At 43.1% G+C, this 21,493-nt stretch carries 14 protein-coding genes; 8 read left to right on the forward strand and 6 right to left on the reverse strand.

Annotated elements, in window-relative coordinates:
• Positions 1-242: 242 nt before the first annotated feature.
• Positions 243-1,937, reverse strand: a complete 1,695-nt coding sequence (locus NMG48_RS20850; protein ID WP_271253309.1) for a CTP synthase — start codon at positions 1,935-1,937, stop codon at positions 243-245.
• Between the two features lie 260 nt (positions 1,938-2,197).
• Between NMG48_RS20850 and priA the strand changes: the two genes are divergently transcribed.
• The gene (priA, locus tag NMG48_RS20855; RefSeq protein ID WP_345961218.1) at positions 2,198-4,708 is read left to right on the forward strand and encodes a primosomal protein N'; all 2,511 of its coding nucleotides are present in this window, start codon (positions 2,198-2,200) and stop codon (positions 4,706-4,708) included.
• 32 nt (positions 4,709-4,740) lie between these two features.
• Here priA and NMG48_RS20860 read toward each other — a convergent pair whose 3' ends face one another.
• Positions 4,741-6,993 (reverse strand): hypothetical protein, encoded by a 2,253-nt coding sequence (locus NMG48_RS20860; RefSeq protein WP_271253310.1) that lies wholly within the window; start codon positions 6,991-6,993, stop codon positions 4,741-4,743.
• Positions 6,994-7,354: 361 nt separating this feature from the next.
• On the opposite strand from NMG48_RS20860, the gene prmC reads away from it, so the two are divergent.
• Positions 7,355-8,221 carry a peptide chain release factor N(5)-glutamine methyltransferase gene (gene prmC, locus NMG48_RS20865; protein WP_271253311.1) on the forward strand — a complete coding sequence of 289 codons (867 nt, stop codon included), beginning with the start codon at positions 7,355-7,357 and terminating at the stop codon, positions 8,219-8,221.
• On the opposite strand, the gene NMG48_RS20870 is transcribed toward prmC, so the two are convergent.
• Together NMG48_RS20870 and NMG48_RS20875 are read right to left on the reverse strand one after the other, a co-directional pair.
• The gene (locus NMG48_RS20870) at positions 8,218-8,721 is read right to left on the reverse strand and encodes a Tic20 family protein (protein WP_271253312.1); all 504 of its coding nucleotides are present in this window, start codon (positions 8,719-8,721) and stop codon (positions 8,218-8,220) included. The genes prmC and NMG48_RS20870 overlap by 4 nt on opposite strands.
• 2 nt (positions 8,722-8,723) lie before the next feature.
• Positions 8,724-9,233, reverse strand: coding sequence for a Tic20 family protein (locus NMG48_RS20875; RefSeq protein WP_169364223.1), 510 nt, complete (start codon positions 9,231-9,233; stop codon positions 8,724-8,726).
• 330 nt (positions 9,234-9,563) lie between these two features.
• Between NMG48_RS20875 and NMG48_RS20880 the strand changes: the two genes are divergently transcribed.
• The 6 genes from NMG48_RS20880 (at position 9,564) to NMG48_RS20905 (ending at position 17,002) form a co-directional block, all read left to right on the forward strand.
• Positions 9,564-13,568 (forward strand): magnesium chelatase subunit H, encoded by a 4,005-nt coding sequence (locus NMG48_RS20880; protein WP_271253313.1) that lies wholly within the window; start codon positions 9,564-9,566, stop codon positions 13,566-13,568.
• Positions 13,569-13,675: 107 nt separating this feature from the next.
• Positions 13,676-13,975, forward strand: a complete 300-nt coding sequence (locus tag NMG48_RS20885) for a hypothetical protein (protein ID WP_271253314.1) — start codon at positions 13,676-13,678, stop codon at positions 13,973-13,975.
• Positions 13,975-14,367 (forward strand): toxin-antitoxin system TumE family protein, encoded by a 393-nt coding sequence (locus NMG48_RS20890; protein ID WP_271253315.1) that lies wholly within the window; start codon positions 13,975-13,977, stop codon positions 14,365-14,367. Before NMG48_RS20885 ends, NMG48_RS20890 begins: the two co-directional genes overlap by 1 nt.
• A 351-nt stretch (positions 14,368-14,718) precedes the next feature.
• Positions 14,719-15,249 (forward strand): DUF6232 family protein, encoded by a 531-nt coding sequence (locus tag NMG48_RS20895; protein WP_271253316.1) that lies wholly within the window; start codon positions 14,719-14,721, stop codon positions 15,247-15,249.
• A gap of 25 nt (positions 15,250-15,274) precedes the next feature.
• Positions 15,275-15,901: a hypothetical protein gene (locus NMG48_RS20900; RefSeq protein WP_271253317.1), complete on the forward strand. Its 627-nt coding sequence runs from the start codon at positions 15,275-15,277 to the stop codon at positions 15,899-15,901.
• Positions 15,902-16,630: 729 nt separating this feature from the next.
• Positions 16,631-17,002 (forward strand): VanZ family protein, encoded by a 372-nt coding sequence (locus tag NMG48_RS20905; RefSeq protein WP_271253318.1) that lies wholly within the window; start codon positions 16,631-16,633, stop codon positions 17,000-17,002.
• Positions 17,003-17,067: 65 nt separating this feature from the next.
• On the opposite strand, the gene gltX is transcribed toward NMG48_RS20905, so the two are convergent.
• On the reverse strand, positions 17,068-18,504 hold the full coding sequence (gene gltX, locus NMG48_RS20910; RefSeq protein ID WP_271253319.1) for a glutamate--tRNA ligase: 1,437 nt from the start codon (positions 18,502-18,504) through the stop codon (positions 17,068-17,070).
• A 232-nt stretch (positions 18,505-18,736) separates the two neighbouring features.
• Positions 18,737-21,406 (reverse strand): DUF3536 domain-containing protein, encoded by a 2,670-nt coding sequence (locus tag NMG48_RS20915; protein ID WP_271253320.1) that lies wholly within the window; start codon positions 21,404-21,406, stop codon positions 18,737-18,739.
• Positions 21,407-21,493: the final 87 nt, after the last annotated feature.

Below are 21,493 nucleotides of genomic sequence, written 5' to 3' on the forward strand. Positions count from 1 at the left end.
TACAGGGCGATCGCTGCAAAACGTTGAGATTCTTAAAAATTATTGTGCATTGTGCCAAAATTGCCGAAACCTTATATATAGCTATAACTAAATCTCAAAAGACAAGAGACAGCACTAGAGTGCTGTCTCTTGTCTAGATCTAGAATAAATGGCACGAAGCGCTGGCTATTCTAGAATCATTATTAAAATCGCTACGTGCGTCTTGCTTCGCACGGCGTGCGTAGCGCAAAATGGCATATTTCTTAGCTAAACATCACAGAGGCAAACTCTTGCTTTAGTTCATTATTCTGTTCTAAAACTGGAATATGAACGGATTCAGTATTACTGGCAATGCGCTGTTTTTGGAGATCTAGAGCAGCTTTGACCAAACCTTGGAATAAGGGATGGGGACTACTTGGACGAGATTGGAATTCTGGATGGAACTGGGTAGCAATAAAGTAGGGATGACTAGGTAGCTCGATCGCTTCAACTAAACGTCCATCGGGAGAAGTGCCACTAATCACATAGCCCGACTCAAGAAAGAGAGATCGGTAGGCATTGTTAAACTCGTAACGATGGCGATGGCGCTCATAAATAACTGACTCGTTATACAGACTATGCACAAGGCTATTAGGGGCAAGACGACAGGCATATAGACCTAAACGCATTGTGCCGCCGAGGTTAACTACATCTTGCTGCTCTGGCAATAGGTGAATAACGGGATTTTTGGATTCTGGGGCAAACTCGGAGCTATTGGCATCACTGAGATTACCGATATTTCTCGCCCAGTCAATCACCGCGCATTGCATTCCTAAACAGAGTCCTAAAAATGGAATCTGGTGATCGCGAGCATATTGCACAGCCGCAACTTTACCATCGACACCACGATGTCCAAAGCCCCCGGGAACAACGATCGCATGGACATCCTTGAGGAATTTCTCCGCGCCATAGGTTTCGATGTCTTCGGAGTTCACCCAGCGCAAATTCACGTTGCTATTCAAAGCGATCGCACCATGCTTAAGGGCTTCGATCACCGAGAGATAGGCATCGGTCAAGCGGACATATTTACCGACGATCGCTACTTCTAGCTGATGCTCTGAGCGATAGAGACGCTCAACTAGGGTTTGCCAACTGCGAAGGTCGGGTTGGCGTTGCTGCATTCCTAACAAGCGCAATACTTGCTCTGCCAAGCCTTCACGCTCCATTGCTAGCGGTACTTCATAGATGCTCTTGACATCTTGCCCTGTCATCACACACTCAGGCAAAACGTTGCAAAATTCAGAAATCTTGTCTTTGATGTTTTGTGGTAAAGGGCGATCGCTACGGCAAACTAAAATATCGGGCTGAATACCGACGGATTGCAACTCTTTAACCGAGTGTTGGGTGGGTTTGGTTTTCATCTCTCCTGCGGAGGCAATCCAAGGCATCAGGGTCACATGCATATAGACTACATTTTGGCGACCTACATCCTTACGAAATTGACGAATGGCTTCGATAAATGGCAGAGACTCGATGTCACCAACCGTGCCACCAATTTCGACAATGACGAGATCAGGATTGCCATTATTGGCTACGCGATGAATGCGCTCTTTAATTTCGTTGGTAATGTGTGGAATCACCTGCACCGTGCCGCCTTGGTAATCACCACGGCGTTCTTTATTGATTACGCCTTGGTAGATTGCGCCTGTGGTAACATTACTCAACTTGGACATCGATGTATCAGTAAAGCGCTCGTAATGCCCCAAGTCAAGGTCTGTCTCCGCACCATCTTCGGTGACAAACACCTCCCCATGCTGAAAAGGACTCATCGTACCAGGGTCAACGTTGATATAAGGATCAAGCTTGAGGATTGCTATGGAATAATCCCTTGATTTCAGCAACCGTCCCAAACTTGCGGCAACGATGCCCTTCCCAATACTAGAGACGACTCCGCCAGTCACAAAGATATACTTAGCCATAAAATTTCGTTATTAGGGTGTATTGTCCTAATCATTTCGTAGACAATACTTAACAAAGTGATTATATAGCAGGGCTAGCAACCACTGTTTATCTGCCTAAGTAGCTAGGCACAATTAAACATAAAACCCCAAAACCTGTGGCGCACGCTGCGCGTGCGCTACAGGTTTTGGCTCTGGGTTTTAATTATGTCCAGCTACTTATAGAGATCTCCATCGCAGCTTTGATATTAAAACTAAAAATGGCGTAGCCATTTTTAGTTTTGAATCTACTATCTTCAGGACAACACCTATCCATGACTCTGTTTGATTTAAGCAACATTTCAGGAGATCGCTATGTCACGGTGATCGTTGATTGCATTGGTATTGATGATTTGCTGACCTATCGGATTCCTGAAGATGTTGAGCTTCAAGTTGGTGATATTCTCAGTGTTCCTTTGGGCAATCGCCAAGTGGGGGCGATCGCTTTGCAAATTTCTGATACTTCCACAATTGATGCTCCCGACACAGAAATTAAAGAAATTAGTGCTGTAGTCAGTTCGGGGATTTTTCCTACGACCTATTGGGAACTGTTAACGCGCACGGCTGATTATTATCGAACTCCTGTCATGCAAACGGTAAAAACTGCTCTACCACCAAAATTGCTTGATCAATCCCATTACCGCATCAAAATCAAGCAACTAGATTCATCTATGGGGACTCCAGTTGCTCCCAAGGCAGCCCAAATGGTGTGGGATTTTTTACAAGAGCATAAGGGAAATCCTAAAGGTTTAAGTCGTCGCTATATTCAGCAAAAGCTGGGTAGATATACAGGTGCAGGGCTAAGGGAATTACAAAAATTAGATCTGGTTGAAACGGTTTTAGAATTACCCAATCGTCCGCAACCAAAATATGAAGATATTGTCGTTTTAATCAAGGTTCCCGATAGTGAGATCACGGCTAGACAGACAGAAGTTTTAACAATTTTGCAACATCAAGGGGGAGAATGCCCCAAATCTCAATTATGTAAACTAGCAAAAACCTCTGCTTCCGTAATTCAGAACTTAGAGAATAAGGGATATGTCGTAGTTTCTAAAAGAGAATCTTTACGATTAGGGGGCAAAAGTCATACGGTCATTCGCGATCGCCCCAAAGCTCTCACCCCTGATCAAGATTTAGCCCTACAGCAAATTTTAAAAGCGATCGCTAATAATAATCCGTCACATTTTCTCCTGCATGGAGTGACAGGCTCAGGTAAAACTGAAGTGTATCTGCAAGCGATCGCGACTGTCCTCGAAGCTGGGAAATCTGCATTGGTACTAGTTCCTGAAATTGGTTTGACTCCCCAATTAACAGATCGCTTTCGCGCAAGATTTGGTGATGCCAAGGTGAATGTGTATCATAGCCAGTTATCCGATGGTGAACGCTTTGACACATGGCGATTGATGCTGACAGGGGAATCACAAGTAGTAATTGGCACGCGATCGGCAGTATTTGCGCCATTATCAAATCTCGGCTTAATTGTGATGGATGAGGAGCATGACAATAGCTTCAAGCAGGATCAACCTCAACCCTGTTACCATGCGCGGACGGTAGCTCAATGGCGATCGCAGTTAGAGCAAGTTCCCCTTGTCATGGGTTCCGCAACCCCTTCCGCAGAATTAGTCTTTGCTCAGAAACAGCAGGAATTAATTTATTTGGAACTGCCTAATCGCATTGGCAATCGAGCGATGCCACCGATTGAAATTGTGGATATGCGCGATGAATTTAAGGCAGGCAATTACTCGATCTTGAGTCGGAAGTTACAAGGTGCGATCGCCGAAATGCTTGAAGCGAAACAACAAGGAATTCTATTCATTCATCGACGCGGCTATAGTACCTTCGTTTCCTGTCGATCCTGTGGCTATGTTGCGGAATGTCCACATTGCGATGTTTCCCTCTCCTATCACGATCCCATCTCACCCACAGCCCATCAACCCAAATCCGCCCATTTGCGCTGTCACTATTGCAACTACACCCAAATCCAGCCGAAATCCTGTCCTCAATGCAATTCACCCTATTTCAAATATTTTGGTAGCGGCACTCAAAAAGTAGAACAGGAACTTAGCAAATTATTTCCCAATATTCGCCTAATTCGTTTTGATAGCGACACCACCCGCAACAAGGATCAGCATCGTCTGCTCATCGATCAGTTCCGCGCAGGAACAGCAGATTTATTAGTGGGAACCCAAATGCTAACCAAGGGTTTAGATATTCCCCAAGTTACGTTAGTAGGTGTAGTTTCCGCTGATGGATTATTAAACTTCTCCGATTATCGCGCAGGAGAGAGAGCTGCACAAACCCTCCTACAAGTTGCAGGTCGCGCAGGTCGTGGCGAAGAAGATGGCAAGGTCATTATGCAAACCTACACCCCAGAACATCCCGCCATCCAAGCAGTTCAGAGCTATCGCCTCGAAGAATTCATGCAAACCGAACTAGAGATGCGAGAAGCATTGCGCTATCCCCCCAAAGGGCAAATGGTCTTAATTCATCTCAGTAGTGAGAATGCTCAAACAGTAGAGAATTCTGCAAATGAATTAGCAGAATATTTACGACAATTAGAAAATGATTGGGAAATATTAGGAGCGACTCCCGCCACGATCGCTAAAGTTGCCAATCGTTATCGCTGGCAAATTCTATTAAAATTCATGCCTGATGTTTTACTCAATGTACCGAACTTAGAAGAGTTACGAATGTTAGTGAATTCTAAAGCTGTGAGAGTTGCGATCGATGTCGATCCATTAACAATTCTATAAACAATGTATCGTAAAGCGAGATATTGTTTATTTTAACGGAAGTTCCATACTTCGTAACGGCGATTGCGGAGGGTGAGGATTTGTCCTTCGGTGCTGCTTGGTAATACATCTAGCCATAATCTACCTCCATTCATATCACTAAATATCAGGGAGCCATCACTCGAAAAAGCGATCGCTAAAGGATAATGGCGATCGCCTAGATCAACTTGCGATCGATCTAGTAATAGTAAATACTCAGACTTGCCAAAGCCATCTAAATTCACCGAGGTGAGTGTCCATTGTTGTTGGGCTAGGACACCAAAGTCTTCAATACTCATGGAGACCTGTCCATTGCGTTGCAACTCACTATACATAGATCGAATTATGCGTTCAATCACTTTTGGAGAGAGCGTTTGCCAATCAACAGAGTTTCCCTTAGGGGGATCGAATGTACCACCACTAGTTACTAGTGGCGGAATGATGCTTTTTGTCAGTAAAGGCGCGAGACTAGCTTCACCCGAAGCTAAAATCTTCAACTGACCATCATCACCAACCCACAAAGATTGAGCAGTCAGGAATGATGTTTGAGCCTTGCCATAGGCATCGTATAGCACCACACCCAGATTATTGTTAATCGAAAGTCCTAAGATGCGCCATAGCAGAATTGATGAGCGATCGCTTAGTTCTGAGAATGGATCATTGCGCCACTTATCACCATCCTTCATCAAATCAATCCGCACTTCGTACCAAGCTTGCCCCGATTCTAATTTTGGTGGAGGCAAGAACCATTCCGAGCCAGCATTTCCTTTACCAATGTAGGTAACACTGCCCAGCAATTGCTGTGGTTTGAGCAAGATCGGCGCAAGATCTAGTCTTTGTAATAATTGATTGAAGTCCTTCGCATCAACCTTTTGTTCTCTCAACCAATTTTCAGCACGCCGCAAGCCATTACGTTGGAGCACAACTAATCCTCCCCACAGCTTGATCTCCGTCGCATTGGTAAAAGTCAACATGGTCATTGCTCTCTGCCAAATATGAGGATGATATTTCTCCAACATTTCCGCAATCCGATCGCCTTTATAGGTGGTATCGTTAGCGATCGCGATCGCCTCACTCCAGCGTCCATCAATGATATTAATGAGGGCTTTTTCGCCAATATTTGCATTGGGATTATCGGCTCGCTCAGAGGTGATTTTGGCATGTAAGGAAATTAGATCATATTGTTCCTGTAAGAATGGCGATAGAGTTTTACCCTGCGCTCGCAATTCATTAACCATAAGATTAAACTTACCCAAGGCAGGCGACCATAGTCCCACACTCGCCATAAGTAGAGCATCTTGATAGGCTTTGGGTTGATTTTTTGCTTCATTGAGATTGATCTGTCGCAACTGGACTTTCTTAATAGAAGTGGCGATCGCTTCTTCAGGTTGATAGACCAAAAACATTGGCTCAAATTCCTGACTTTGATTGACTACCAATTGTGGAGAATTAGGATTGCTCGTAAGGATACTTCGCCATTTAGGAATCTCTCCTGCGGCGCTTGTCCAAGACTCTAATTCAAATAGTTGAGATCGCTTGTCTGTCACAAAGTAATAAATCTGTCCATAGGCAATCCCATCTACTCTTCCTGATGTCGTGAACCAAAGACCATCTTTTTGATCACCAATTTGCTTGGGTGGATTATCGATTAAAGACAGTTTTTTGAGTGGTAGTCGGTTGCGGTTTGGCTGTAAACGTTCAGGAGGTGAGTAGGTAGCATATTTTAAAAGAGGCGATCGCACAAAATATTCATCGATGCCTGAGATCGTCATGGTACTTACTAACATTAACTTCTCAATACCACGATCCCAAACTGTTTGATAAAGGCGGATCTCGCGAATATTCTGAGTTTCTGTTTCTAGAACTGTATAGATAACTTCCCCAGTTTTAAGATTGTAATTTTCACCGAGTTTAAGTTGACTACGCCCCAGTTCTTCTTGAATTTGTTTGATGCTTTTAGGAACATTCCACAATGAGTTGGGGTAAAAAGCAGGCGCATCGGAGGAGGCTAACCAACTAATGGCTAATGGATTAACGAGATAAATTGTCCCCACCGCAATTAGCCATCCTACTAGTGGAATACTCAACACTATTCCCAAATCTGCCAAAGTCAAGCGATCGCGCGATTCACTGACCTTTTTATTTAATTTTTTATCGAATACTTGATTCGCCTGTAATTCAGTAGATTGATCCACTCCACGATCAACCCCTAATGCTCCACGATCTGTCTTGACAAGATCGCCTACGGATTTTGAAGATTCAGGCAAAGATTCCATGCGCAGTATCGGCAAATCTTATACAGATGACATAGCCTAGCATATCTGGGCTGATCTAGCGATCGTATGCATTATTTATAACTATCACCAGTCTTAGCCATGCTACAAAACCAGAAAATGCGTGTCGTTACTTCTTACCGCCAATAGCTTCTTGGGTTTTAATTTTGCAGGTTTGTCGAGGTTAGGGGTACAGCAATAATGCCAATGTGCATATGCCTGAAACCTTGTTTTGGCAAACGTACAGAAAAGAAAGAAGCCTTATTTACAGATAGAATAGGCTTTATCTTCTGCTACTTAACCCGAACTCACATTTTATTAAGGAATTGCTCTGTATCTGGAACTAACGTTAATTATGAATTTCTGGGAATGGTACGATCGCCAAATTTGTGCTGCCAAGCAGCATGACGTACCAATATATGAATTAGATTGGTTAGTCTTACGTTTGACTTGTTTAGATAAATTAGACCTGAGATTGCGATCGCCAAATATCGCGCAGAAAGTTACACCTAAATTATTAACTAAGCTAGATCAACTCTGGCAAAAAAGATTAAGCGATCGCCTACCTGTGCAGTATTTAGCAGGCTCAGTCACATGGCGTGATTTAGAATTGCAAGTCACTCCCGCCGTTTTAATCCCCCGTCCTGAGACGGAATTAATCATTGATATTATTGCCGAGCATTGCCAAAATGCGATTTATCACAATGGGATCTGGGTGGATTTAGGAACTGGTAGTGGCGCGATCGCGATCGCCTTAGCTCAGCATTTTCCTCAAGCACAAATTCATGCAGTTGATTTTAGTGAATCTGCTTTAGAAATCGCCAAAATTAATGCCAATGTAAATAACCAGAAAATTCAATTTCATCATGGCAGTTGGTTTGAGCCATTAGCAAAATTAGATCTCCAGAAGCAATTAATAGGACTTATTTCTAATCCTCCCTATATTCCTAGTAATGAAGTTTTAAATTTACAGCCAGAAGTGACTAATCATGAGCCACACTCTGCTTTGGATGGTGGCAAAGATGGACTGGATGACATTAGAGAATTAGTCGATACTGCACCAGCATTTTTAATTTCTGGTGGATTTTGGATCATTGAGATGATGCAAGGTCAAGCGGAAATTGTGCGATCGCTTTTACAAACAAATGGCAAATATAAAAATATTCAAATCCATCGAGATTACTCAGATATTGAAAGATTTATATCGGCTCAGATTAATTAGCGTATTTGCGAATAGCCAACATCAGAAATCACAGGTATTTTATCAGCATACTTGCCTCGAATACATTCAAAGATGCCATATACAGATGCAGCTATGACACCTAAAAATGTAACACTAGCAATTATCTGAAGCATGAAAGGGAAAAAGGATAGCTTCCCTAAGATCAGTGCTAAAAGCTCAGTGAATGCACCCACAAGAGCAATAATTATATCTAGCAGTAATGCTTGCATGGCATTGAAGCGGATAAAGTGATTTACCTTATAGTTTCTAACTACAAAAATAAATACACAAAACCAAGCAACAAAGCGAATTGAAATAAAATCAATAATTGAAATTGCTAGAATTCTGTATAAATAGAAAACAGGAGTAAAAATTGTTGCTAATTGGGGAAACTGCTCGAACAAAAATGCCCCAAATAATACTACAGCAGTAATTGGTAGTATGTAAGGCAAACTGGCATAAAGCCTATCTAAATAATCAATTGAACTACGTCGTACCATTTTTACACCTCGCACTGAAATGATGCAGCTTGAGAAAGTGTAGGAATATCAGAATATTCACCTTTAATACTTTGATAAACTGCATATCCAGTTAATAGCATCACTCCAATGAACATTGTGTTAGCAAAAATTGCACTAATTACAGATGGCAATGCAGCATTGGATAGTTGCTCAAGGAATTGGAAGAGAATTTGACCGATAAATAAGACAATTTGCATTAACAATGCTTGCATCGTATTAAAGCGAATAAAGCGAGGAATACGGGCATCTCTGACCACCAAAAAATATAAGCCCATAAATAAGAAAAACTCACCTGTTAATCCCAGAAAAGGCACTAGTGGGAATGACAGCACATTGCTATAAATCCAGATGAAAGGAATAAAGGGAAGGATAAGCAAGGGGAACTGTTGAAATAAAACGGCTCCATAAATCACCCCTGCCGACATGGGCAAAAGATAGGGCAAGCAACTATAAAAGCGATGTAAGGGTGTTGCAGCTTGCTGCCAATTCATAAAGATTTCCTTTGAGTTCAGGGCATTTACTGGCATTATAGCGATCACAGACTCACAAATGAGAGACCGCAACATATAAGATATTTAAGAAATGTTTACATTTTGCCGTCATTAAGCTTAAGAAATGTAACGAAATGTAAACAAATCAATTTCAAATTATTGCATTTATTGCCCAAAATCAACCACTGCAATGGTTGTCTGGTATTAAATAGTGAATAGGTATAAATCTTTAATTGCAAATTGTTGCACTATGTAACAGTTTGAGCAACACATAACCAAACGCAATATATAAAATCCAAAAAAATCAGGACAGTAATTTAAGGAGACTGCATGTTCACTTCTGTGCCACCGATCGCAACATTATCTAGTAGACGTATCATTCCCGAAAATCTACAGGGTCGGGTCTTAATGAAGTTGGTCTATGTAGTGCTGGAACCTCAATATCAGAGCGCTATGTCGGCGGCTGTAAAGTCCATTAATAAAAACAACCCCAACCTAGCGATCGAGGTAAGTGGTTATTTAATTGAGGAACTTCGTAGTCCAGAAAATTACGAGGTTTTTAAAGAAGATATTGCTGAGGCGGATATTTTTATCGCGTCTTTGATTTTTATTGATGATCTTGCTACGAAAATTGCTCAAGCAGTTGCACCCCATCGCGATCGCTTGTCTGCTTGCGTCGTATTCCCATCGATGCCAGAGGTAATGCGCCTCAATAAAATGGGCAGCTTTAGTATGGAAAACCTAGGGCAATCTAAGAGTGCGATCGCCCAGTTTATGCGGAAGCGTAAGGAGAAATCGGGCAGTTCTTTCCAAGACAGTATGCTCAAGGTCGTGCAGACTCTGCCGAAGATTCTCAAATATATGCCTATTGATAAGGCGCAGGATGCTCGTAACTTCATGTTGAGCTTCCAATATTGGTTAGGAGGTTCGACAGAAAATATTGAAAACTTCCTATTGATGCTTGCTCAAAATTATTTGCCTAGCGTGAAGGCAAGAGCAAAAGAAAATGGTGCGGCTCCTCTAATTATTAAAGACCCTGTTACCTATTTGGACATGGGGCTATGGCATCCTCTCGCACCGAAAATGTTCGAGAATACTACCGAATATTTGGATTGGTATAATGCCCGTACCGATATTCCCGATGACATGAAAGATCCCCTTGCACCTTGCGTGGGTCTATTGATGGCACGTACTCACCTCGTTACAGGCGATGACGCGCATTATGTGGCGATGGTTCAGGAATTGGAATCCCTCGGCGCTAGGGTTATTTCCGTATTTAATGGGGGCTTAGACTTCTCAAAGGCGGTCGAAGAGTATTTCTATGATCCTAAGCAAAAGGATCGAGCGATTGTGGATAGTGTTGTCTCCCTGACTGGTTTTGCTCTTGTTGGAGGACCCGCAAAGCAAGATCACCCCAAGGCGATCGAAGCTCTCGAAAAACTGAATCGTCCCTACATGGTAGCCCTGCCCCTAGTCTTCCAAACTACCGAAGAATGGCAAGATAGCGATCTTGGTTTACATCCTGTACAAGTTGCCCTTCAGGTTGCCTTACCTGAACTCGATGGCGGACTTGATCCTATTGTGCTTTCGGGGCGCGATAGCATGACTGGTCGTTCCCATGCTTTAGGCGATCGCCTCGAAACCATCGCCAACCGTGCGATCAAATGGGCAAATCTCCGCCGCAAGCCTCGCCATGAGAAGAAACTGGCGATTACCATCTTCAGTTTCCCTCCTGATAAGGGCAATATCGGAACTGCCGCCTATTTAGATGTATTCTCTTCCATTCATAAGGTTGTAGAAGCTCTCGGTAATAATGGCTATGACGTTCAAGGATTACCGAAGACATCCCACGATATGATGTCCGAGATTCTGCATAACCCTGAAGCAATGGTTGGCAGTCCTGAACTCAACGTTGCCTATAAGATGTCTGTACCTGAGTATGAAGCCCATACTCCCTACGTCGATCGCATTATCGAGCAATGGGGACCTGCGCCCGGACATCTCAATTCCGATGGACAGAACTTGATTATTTACGGTAAGCAGTACGGAAATATTTTCGTAGGCGTACAACCCACCTTCGGTTATGAAGGCGACCCCATGCGCTTGCTCTTTAGCAAATCCGCTTCACCCCATCATGGCTTCGTTGCTTATTACACCTATCTCAACCATATCTGGGGAGCCGATGCTGTCCTCCACTTCGGTACTCACGGCTCAATGGAGTTCATGCCTGGGAAGCAAGTGGGTATGTCTGGAGATTGCTATCCCGACAGCTTGATCGGAGCGCTACCCAACATCTATTACTACGCCGTAAACAACCCCTCAGAAGCCACGATCGCTAAGCGTCGCGGTTATGCCACCATCATCAGCTACATCACTCCTGCGCCCGAAAATGCAGGCTTGAGCCGTAACTTGCAAGAACTGAGTGAATTGATTGCGTCCTACAAGGATCTCCGCCTCGGTGGTCGTGGTGTCCAAATCACCAATACAATCATGGACAAGGTGCGCTTGGTCAATCTCGATAAGGATGTGGAACTTCCAGACCAAGATGCCAAGGATATGTCCCTTGAGGAACGCGATAACGTCATCGGTCAGGTTTACAACAAGCTGATGGAAATCGAGTCCCGCGTTCTCCCTTGCGGTCTGCACGTTGTTGGTGAACCTCCCAAAGTGGAAGATGTCACCGATGTGTTGACCAGCATCGCCAGTTTTGATCGCCCCGAAGACAACATGAAGTCTCTGTTGCGAATCATCTGTGAAAGCATCGGACGCGATATCGAACAGCTTTACAAATCCAGCGACAAGGGTATTTACGCCGATGTGGAACTCTTGGCAAACATTCGGGCGATCGCCAATAAAGCTGTAGGCGCATTGGTCAAGGCAAAGGCTGATGACGATGGCAGAGTTTCCAAACTCTCGGTTCTCAACTTCTTTAGAATGGGTAAAACTGAGCCTTGGATTGAAGTTTTCCAAGAGAATGGCTATCCCAATGTTAATAAAGATGACATCAAACCTCTCTTTGAATTCCTAGAGTTCTGTCTCAAGCAAATTGTTGCTGACAACGAACTCGGCGGCTTGATCAAAGCTCTGGAAGGCGATTACATCACCCCCAGTCCCGGTGGAGACCCCATCCGTAATCCCTTAGTGCTGCCCACTGGCAAGAATATGCACGCACTCGATCCTAACTCGATTCCTACGAGTGCGGCAGTGCAAGCGGCTAAAACTGTAGTCGATCGCCTCTTAGAGCGTCAACGTCAAGACAACAATGGAGTCTATCCCGAAACGATCGCAGTCGTCCTCTGGGGAACCGACAACATCAAGACCTATGGCGAATCCCTCGCTCAAGTCCTTTGCATGATCGGCGTGAAGCCTATGCCCGATGCCCTCGGTCGTGTCAACCGTTTGGAATTGATTCCCCTCGAAGAATTGGGTCGTCCTCGCGTTGATGTGGTTGTCAACTGCTCTGGCGTATTCCGCGATTTATTCGTTAACCAAATGGACTTGATCGATCGCGCCGTGAGAATGGCAGCCGAAGCCGATGAGCCTCTAGAAATGAACTTTGTCAGGAAGCACGCGATCGCCCAAGCCGAAGAATTTGGCTTAACCATCAGTCAAGCGGCTACTCGCGTATTCAGCAACTCATCGGGTTCCTATTCCTCTAACGTTAACCTCGCTGTGGAAAATAGCACATGGGAAAACGAAGAAGAATTGCAACAGATGTACTTATCTCGTAAGTCCTTCGCCTTTGGCGGTTCCGTCAGCAACACTCAACAGCGTCAGCTTTACGAAGCCTCACTGAAGACCGTTGACATGACCTTCCAAAACTTGGATTCTTCAGAAATCAGTCTCACCGATGTATCCCACTACTTCGACTCTGACCCCACTAAGCTCGTTGGCAGTCTCCGTAAAGATGGTAAAAAACCTGCTTCCTTTATCGCTGATACTACCACCGCTAATGCTCAAGTTCGCACCCTCACCGAGACAGTCCGACTCGATACCCGCACCAAGATTCTTAATCCCAAGTGGTATGAGGGAATGCTCAAGAGTGGTTACGAAGGTGTACGCGAAATCTCTAAGCGCCTAGTCAATACAATGGGCTGGTCGGCAACGGCTGGAGCAGTGGACAACTGGGTTTACGAAGATGTCAATGATGTCTATGTGAACGATAAGGAGATGTGCGATCGCCTCAAAAATCTCAACCCCAATTCGTTCCGTAAGATTGTTGGTACGCTTCTAGAAGTCAATGGTCGCGGCTATTGGGAAACCAGCGAAGAGAATCTGGATAGATTGCGTGAACTCTATCAAGAACTCGAAGACCGCATTGAAGGTGTAGAGTAAAAACTCAAAAAAGGCGGTGCAATGCGCCGCCTTTTTTATAGGAAAAATTACCGTTGGTATAATGTTAAACAGGCTATGTCAATCTAAGTTTAGTTATGTTATATGCCATGAATACATTAGACAAATTAGAGCTACTTAGTGCAAATTGTAGTGATCGCAATGAGTTAGATCGGATTCTCAGTCAATTACTCAGTGTAATGTTAAATCGCCATCGACAGAAATTAGCTGTTTATGACCGTGATATTAGTAAGTTTGAGCAGAACTACAGGCTCGATTCTCATCAGTTTCAAGAACAATTTGAGTCAGGAGCATTAGGGGATGAAATGGATCTGTTTGAGTGGCTTAGTTTATGTGAGTTGCGAAAGGATCTCTTGGTTAAGATTAGTAAACTAGAGCAAGCATTGTGATGATTGCTGAAGATTATCTGGCTTTGATAAAGTCATTGATTGCTCTTTGTCCAATAGTGAAAAGTTTTAGCATTCTTAGAGAGGAAGCACAGGGCAATAAAGGTTTATGGCGATATCGGCTGACTTTACAAGATGATAGCCTTTTAGAAATGTTTGAGTTTTTTGAAATTCAATCAGATCAGGTTGAGGTGATTAAATACAGTTTTCATTGGCAAAGTAATGATGGACAATTTATTAGGCGTTGGGATAATGCTGCTCACCATCCTGAGGTTGAAACTTATCCTCATCATTTACATGAAGGTGCTGAAGATTTTGTATTGCCATATCAGCCAGTTAAGTTTGAGGAGATTTTGCAAATCGTTTCGGATCTGTTGAACACAAGAATGGTTTAGTTCGTCTGTCAAGGAACGCAATCCTTAAGGCAGCAATTCTCCTTATGACTTTTGATTTGTCTAAGCCATCAAATTTTGAACGAAATCATTAGCTTTTCAAAGATCACTATTGCGGCTATTCTCAATAGCTGCCGACAGATAAAGACAAAATTTTCATAATGAGAATTGCTGATCCTTAAGGTAAGTGAATATTATGAAGCCTGAAGTTTTACAAAAAAATTGCGTAGAGATCGTCTTCTAACACTTCAATCTGACTGGAGACAGGATAGATTTTACTTGAATTATTGATGAATTTCATGTATGATCGCGCAATACTTTTTAAGGTAATAGTTAACGCAACCAATTTAAGACATGCAGCGATCAACACAAGAAATTCGCGTTACCAATAAAATTATTGAGTGTGGCAGTGATTTTTGGCAAATCAGCAACGTTGCCCATGTTAGCGCCCAGCGAATCTATCTGAAAGCCGATAAGCCAAAATATGACATCAATTTGATAACTAATTGCGTGATTGCAGAAATAATTATCATTTTGATTTTAGTAAACATATACCAGAGCCGAAATATAGTCTTTTTCTTGAGTACACTTATTCCTATAGCTGTAGTTGTTTTTTCAGTCAGAAAAACTAATGAGTTGATGAAGATGTACGAAATTATCACAAATATGAAGTTATTTGAATTAGTGATTCAGACAAATGCGGGTTCAAAGTCTCTTTTTAGATCTACTGATGAAGAAACTATAGATGAGATTAGAAAAGCTATTGGACAAGCAATGAGCGATAGTGGAAATGTTATTAGTCAGGTTTTTAATATTAAAACAATTGATGTAAAGGACAGTATAATTAATTTAGAGAATGAAGTAAAGAATCAGAGTATTTATTAAAATAATACAAGTAACATAAAATCATATGAGCGATATAAACATAGACTCCGTAAAGGTAGAAGAAAGTATCATAAACATAAATAAAGATGGTACACAGATTATTACTTGTCAATCAATTCACGGAAAAGGTTGTATGGATAGCAACGCTAGTAACGATAGCGATAACAAATCTGATAAATCTCCAGAAAACTGCTCACAACCAATTGAATCCAGCTTGCCAGTCGAAGATTATCAGAAGAAAAAGACAACTACAAATAGACAAACAGATATACATTCGTATGACAACATGGAGTATCCTAAACCGACAAACAGAGAAAAATTATATGCTAACTCTGAAAGTTCTCAGCGTCTTTTGTATCTTTCTGTAGTATATTTAACAATATTTGGTGTGATTATTTTTAGCATAAAGTTTGTTGAAAACTGGTGGATGCTTCCAATTGCAATTTTGGGCAGTGTACTTACATTTAGTACTATATTAACTTTTCATGAAATTCAAGAAGGGACTATAGATAATCACACTTTTCTGTCGCTCATGTTTGAGAATTTAAAGCGGCTTACAATGATTCAAACACTTATGGACTCTATACTGAGTTTCTCTCAATCTTCTAGCAAATCAAATAGCATTAAAGGTAGACGTACTAGGAAAAAGTAGAAAAAATATGCGGGATTTACCTCTGAAATAAATACTAGAAAAAGAAAAAACTGCTATTTAGTGTTGAAAGAGTACATGCTCGTGACCGATGTTTGATGTGGGGAATAGGTGCTCGGGTTTTGTGGGTGGTGAGGGGGCGATCGCTGTTTGATGTTGAGATTTAGGCGATCGGTTTTTGGATGCTGAGAAGCGATCACTGTTTGATGTAGGGAAGGCGATCGGGTTTTGTGGGTGGTGAGGGGCGATCGCTATTCAACGACATATCAGATATGCTAGAAATGTGGCTGTAGACTATAAATTTCACCAAGGCTTATGGTCATCAAGAAACTGAATACGTCCTGAGTAACCCGCACTTAATGCAGCAGATTGGGCAATTCAAGCAGAATTCTAAAAAGTCGAACTCCAATCAACCGAATCTTTCTCTCGATTTCGACTACATCCTAAAAAATCCAGAACTAATTACATAAATTCAATTACTAATCGAAATCCACAAACAGAATCATCAGGCGCTCAGTCGTATTTCCTGAGGACACCCTGTAAACATACGAATACTTGAGAGAAACTAATAAACCCATTCACAAAAAACTGTTTAATATTCTCAAAGAAATGTAAAATTGCCATCAGTGGACATTACGAAGAATATATTAAGTAGCTTGGGAACTATATAGGCGATCGCTAATTCCATAAGTTGGTAGGAAATCCTATCTTCCCTTTGCTCACATCTCCACCATGAAATCTAAAAAGTTAGTCTGGAAAATTCTAACTGTAATTTACTTGATTGTATTTACATTGATCATCGTGCTTGCCTATAACCATGCTCTACCAGAATATCTAACCAAGAATGATAAAGCCGGTCATGTATTTCTCTATGGATTAGCGACTTTTGTAGGACAACTGGCAGGAAATTGGCGTACCATCAAACTTTGGAACTGGGTACTGCCTTTGTTTCCACTATTATTTGTAGTCTTTACTTTCGTTGAAGAATTGTGTCAATCGCTTTCTCCCAATCGTACTTTTGATATTGGGGATTTGGTTGCAAGTTTTACGGGTATTGTGATTGGCTATGTTCTAGCGGAAATGCAAAAGCCAAAATCCAACTAGAGTATTGGTGCTCCAGCAGGCAAGAAGTGAATGGCGGCGCTTTGCGCCGCTATTCACTTCTTGCTTTATGCAGTTAATGCTCTTTGCAAACGAGGTAAGGCTAAGCCTTTGCGGTGGAGCAGAACAAAGGTTGGGAGGATTTCAGGTCCATGCAGATCGCCTGTGAGAGCAGCTCGTAATGGCTTCATCACTGCACCTTTTTTCACACCCTGAGACTTCATGACTTTTTTCAGGACTTCGCCTGCACTATCGACATCTAGTTCCGCAGTTTCCTTAAGAGCATCAATTAGTGCTGTGATAATACCTGAAATCGACTCACCTTGCAGAGTTGCTTTTGCCTCTTCGGTGTAGTCCTCAAATTCGTTGAAGAAGAACTTACTAATCGTAGCAGCATCAGTCAATAGAGTTAAACTTGGCGCAATTAATTTGGTCAAGTCCAGCAACCATTGGCGATCAACAGATTCCAGATCATAGCCAGCTTCTTTGAGAAAGGGCGTAAGGCGATCGCAAACATCTTCAATCGGCAAAGAATGTAGATATTGGCTATTAATCCAATTCAATTTATCCCAATCAAATTTTGCCCCTGCCTTATTGACGCGATCAAAGCTGAAGATTTGAGAAGCTTCTTGCAATGTGAATAGCTCTTTGCCATCGCTAGGCGACCAACCCAAGAGTGCCATATAGTTGTTAAAGGCTTCAGGAATATAGCCCATATTCCGAAATTCCCAAACAGAAGTTGCACCATCCCGTTTAGAAATTTTGGCACCCTGCTGATTGAGGATTAATGGTGTGTGTCCAAACTGAGGAGGGGTTGCACCTAAAGCTTCATAAATCAGGATTTGCTTAGCAGTATTCGCAATATGATCTTCACCACGAATGACTTGGGTGATCTGCATGTCAATATCATCTACAACCACCGCAAAGTTATACAGAGGTAAGCCAATATTGCCTTGCTCATCGACACGGGCAATGACCATATCACCACCGAGGTCACTGCTACTCCAAGACACCGTGCCGCGTACTAGATCATTCCATGCGATCGTGCGTGGTTCTTCGATGATGAAGCGAACTACAGGACGACGACCTTCAGCTTCAAAGGCTTGACGTTGCTCATCGGTAAGATGGCGATGGCGATTGTCGTAACGGGGGGCTTGTTTATTGGCTTTTTGGGCTTCGCGCATTGCCTCTAACTCAGCTTCAGTACAGTAGCAAAAGTAGGCTTTCTTTTCAGCGAGGAGTTTTTGCACTGACGCAATATAGCGATCGCTACGTTGGGTTTGAAAAAACGGTCCTTCGTCAAAATTGATCCCAAGCCAAGCCAAGCCCTCCAGAATATTTTGGGTGTACTCATCCTTAGATCTTTCGTGATCGGTATCTTCGATTCTGAGGATAAATGTTCCCTCGTTATGACGGGCATACAGCCAATTAAATACAGCCGTGCGGGCAGTGCCGATATGTAAGTTACCCGTTGGACTTGGTGCAATACGAACTCGAACAGACATGAATTTGTAAACGTTATAAAATCCGATTATCCTTCATATCACGTTACTGTGTCGAAGAAAACTGTTATAAGCCCCAAAGACGAGACCTCGTCAGTTAACGTCAGTTCGGGTGAAGCTGGCAAATTTTAAGCTCAAAAGTAAAAGCCTTGCTAAGCAAGGCTTTTACTTTTGTTTTTTGAGAGAGGGTTGGCGTAGCCAACCCTCTCTCAAAAAACGTCTGCGTTCAGTTAGATCAAGCGTGAAGCCATGCTTCTGTGGCAATTCCTAATTTGCTAGCGGTATCAATCAACTGATGTAGCTCTAAATTAGAAATACCTTCGCAGAGATTAATCTCAATGTGGATGGGTTGTTTTTCAACGGATTCTAAATCGAGAATCTGTCTAGCGAGGACACATTGAGGAGCAATCCTTTTGAATAGATAATTCAAAAAGGCTTCCTGCGAGAGATTGAGATTGAGTTTCAGATTAAGGCGATCGCTAATCGCTAGGGCTTCCTCAATTTGATTGAGGTGATCAAATAATGCCTTCTCATGGAGATCCTGAATCTTAGAAAGTTCCTGAATCTGTCTCAAAATATATTTTTCGAGAATCTTGGCATCTTCTACATGGGTAAACTTACAGCCGAGATTAATTGCCTCGATCGCGACGGCATCTAGTCCCACATTCGGTAATGATGTTCCTGTTTCTAGTTTCTTTAGTTCCTCCGTAAGACGATTGTTGAGAACGATATCGGCGGCTACTTGCAGTTCAGGTGGTACGGGTAAATCGTCACGACGGAAGGAAATTAATATTCCGTAATTATCGCGATATACCTGCTCGTATAGCTGATCGAGTCGAGTCAATGTCTCATCAGCAAGCATTTGTAGAATCCGATGGCGTTCTTCAGCAAATAGATGATGCAGGCTGAACTGCTCACCGCTAAAGGTACTCGCCATTGCCAAGATCACCGCCGCAGTATTCGCTTGTTTGAGAGTTTTAAAGAGAGTTGCTTTAATCTCTTCATATTCTCGTCGTCCCGTGAAGGGCTGAATGCAGCAATGGAAGTCATCGCCACCAAGGTGAAGTACCGCAAAAATATAACTAACTGACTCTTGGGTAATCCGCGAAGTTAAGTGAATCTGCCCGATCGCTAAAGACATCGAGCCAATTCTTTGCAGTTGATAGTCCTGCTGCTGAATTTGGTAGCAATAGATTTGTTGCGATCGCCCATAATTTCCCAGAGTCGAACTAAGGGCATATTGAGCCGCCACTTGAGCAAGGCTAATGCGATTGGTAATTACCTGTTTGCGATAAACGCCTTCGCCATCTTTAAACTCAGTGAGGTTACTTGGAGCCTTTGCCATGCGATGAATAAATTCATCCTCTAGCAGCACTCCCGCTACATCGGCGGCTAGCTCGATCGCTCTAGCGGCATAGCGCAAAATCTGCACAGTTTCAGGACGCGACAATTCCTCAAAGAACCAACCGCAACTGGTAAACATCAGCAGGGCATGGCGCTGCATTTCCAACAAGCGCAAAGCATCAATCCTCTGTGCCGATGAAGTAACCTTAGTACCACATTGCTGCTCAAAGAACTTTTCTAAAATTGGCGAAAGATCAGGAATGTTATCGCGCAATGAATATTGCAACACTTCGATATAGTGATCGCGAGCTTCCCAAGGATCATTAAAATATTTGCGTCCGATATCTACATAAACCGTCGCAAGGCGATCTCGTAGCCAGTTAAGACTATCGCGCAAAGGTCGCCGCCAGAGTTGCTGATAGCCCGATCCTTCACCGCCACAGGTACAGCCACCCTGCCAGCGATCGACTCCGTGGGCGCAACTCCAAGCAGTCACAGATTTTAACTCTGCTTCGTAGGTGGGTGGGAATAGGCTCAAATAATGGGCGTAATTAGTTACTGTCCAGCCACGCTTAGGAAATTCCTCCACAAAGGCATAGGAGAGCGTCTTCTCGGTGAAATGCTTGTGATGTCCGAAGGTTTCGCCATCGGTTGCCACAGAAACCATTTGATGCGGACGATTATCATTTCTGACGGCTTGACTGAGACGTTTAGCAAAATTGTGGGAACTACCTAAGAGATCACCAAAGCCCATGTCGCGGGAAATCGGCCCATCATAGAAAAATACATCGATATAAGCATCAGTATCGGGTGGCAAATGGAACTGCCCAAGTTCCGATACATTCCCCTTCGTATTGCTATGGCGACGTAAGTAGCAACGGTAGGGACGATTAGGGTCAATCTGTGCGCCACCTACTTCTTCCCATGCAGGATTGGGATTGTCTTTGGTGGGCATGGGACGACAGCGCTGTGCCTGCGAAGGAGCCAGCACAATAAACTTGATCCCCTCTAGTACCAGAGCCTCAAGGGTTTCATAGTCAACGGCAGTTTCCGCTAGCCACATTCCTTCAGGATCTCGCCCAAAGCGGGATTTGAAGTCTGCTTTACCCCAGCGAATTTGGGTCAACTTGTCGCGCCAATTGGCTAGGGGCAAAATGATGTGGTTATATACCTGTGCGATCGCATTGCCATGACCATTAAGGCGATCAGCACTGCGTTTATCGGCATCGAGAATCGCTTGATAGGTATCGCGATCGTGAAATTCCATCCATGAGAGCAGCGTTGGCCCCATGTTGAAACTCATGTACTCATAGTTATTGACAATCTTGACGATTTTGCCATCATGACGCTCGATCCGTGAGAATGCATTGGGACGATAGCATTCATGGTGAATCCGCGCATTCCAGTCATGAAAGGGAGCCGCGCTTTCTTGCCGCTCGATCGCATTGAGGTAAGGATTTTCACGCGGAGGCTGGTAAAAGTGACCGTGAATTGTAATATAAATTCCCGAATCAGTCGGACGCTGGACATCAGGCGAAGAAACAGAAGCAGCAACAGTCACGCAAATCTTCCCTTATAAGGCAAACGATATATCTTTTTTATCTTGGCAGATATTCCCATTGGTTCGCAAGCAAATACAGAAAACTAA

The organism is Pseudanabaena sp. Chao 1811, assembly GCF_027942295.1.
Lineage (GTDB): Bacteria > Cyanobacteriota > Cyanobacteriia > Pseudanabaenales > Pseudanabaenaceae > Pseudanabaena.

Excerpts from the sequence above, each read along its gene's own strand:
- NMG48_RS20850 (WP_271253309.1), bottom strand. The coding sequence starts at position 1,937 with ATGGCTAAGTATATCTTTGTGACTGGCGGAGTCGTCTCTAGTATTGGG.
- prmC (WP_271253311.1), top strand. The coding sequence starts at position 7,355 with ATGAATTTCTGGGAATGGTACGATCGCCAAATTTGTGCTGCCAAGCAG.
- NMG48_RS20870 (WP_271253312.1), bottom strand. The coding sequence starts at position 8,721 with ATGGTACGACGTAGTTCAATTGATTATTTAGATAGGCTTTATGCCAGT.
- NMG48_RS20875 (WP_169364223.1), bottom strand. The coding sequence starts at position 9,233 with ATGAATTGGCAGCAAGCTGCAACACCCTTACATCGCTTTTATAGTTGC.
- NMG48_RS20880 (WP_271253313.1), top strand. The coding sequence starts at position 9,564 with ATGTTCACTTCTGTGCCACCGATCGCAACATTATCTAGTAGACGTATC.
- NMG48_RS20885 (WP_271253314.1), top strand. The coding sequence starts at position 13,676 with ATGAATACATTAGACAAATTAGAGCTACTTAGTGCAAATTGTAGTGAT.
- NMG48_RS20890 (WP_271253315.1), top strand. The coding sequence starts at position 13,975 with ATGATTGCTGAAGATTATCTGGCTTTGATAAAGTCATTGATTGCTCTT.
- NMG48_RS20895 (WP_271253316.1), top strand. The coding sequence starts at position 14,719 with ATGCAGCGATCAACACAAGAAATTCGCGTTACCAATAAAATTATTGAG.
- NMG48_RS20900 (WP_271253317.1), top strand. The coding sequence starts at position 15,275 with ATGAGCGATATAAACATAGACTCCGTAAAGGTAGAAGAAAGTATCATA.
- NMG48_RS20905 (WP_271253318.1), top strand. The coding sequence starts at position 16,631 with ATGAAATCTAAAAAGTTAGTCTGGAAAATTCTAACTGTAATTTACTTG.
- gltX (WP_271253319.1), bottom strand. The coding sequence starts at position 18,504 with ATGTCTGTTCGAGTTCGTATTGCACCAAGTCCAACGGGTAACTTACAT.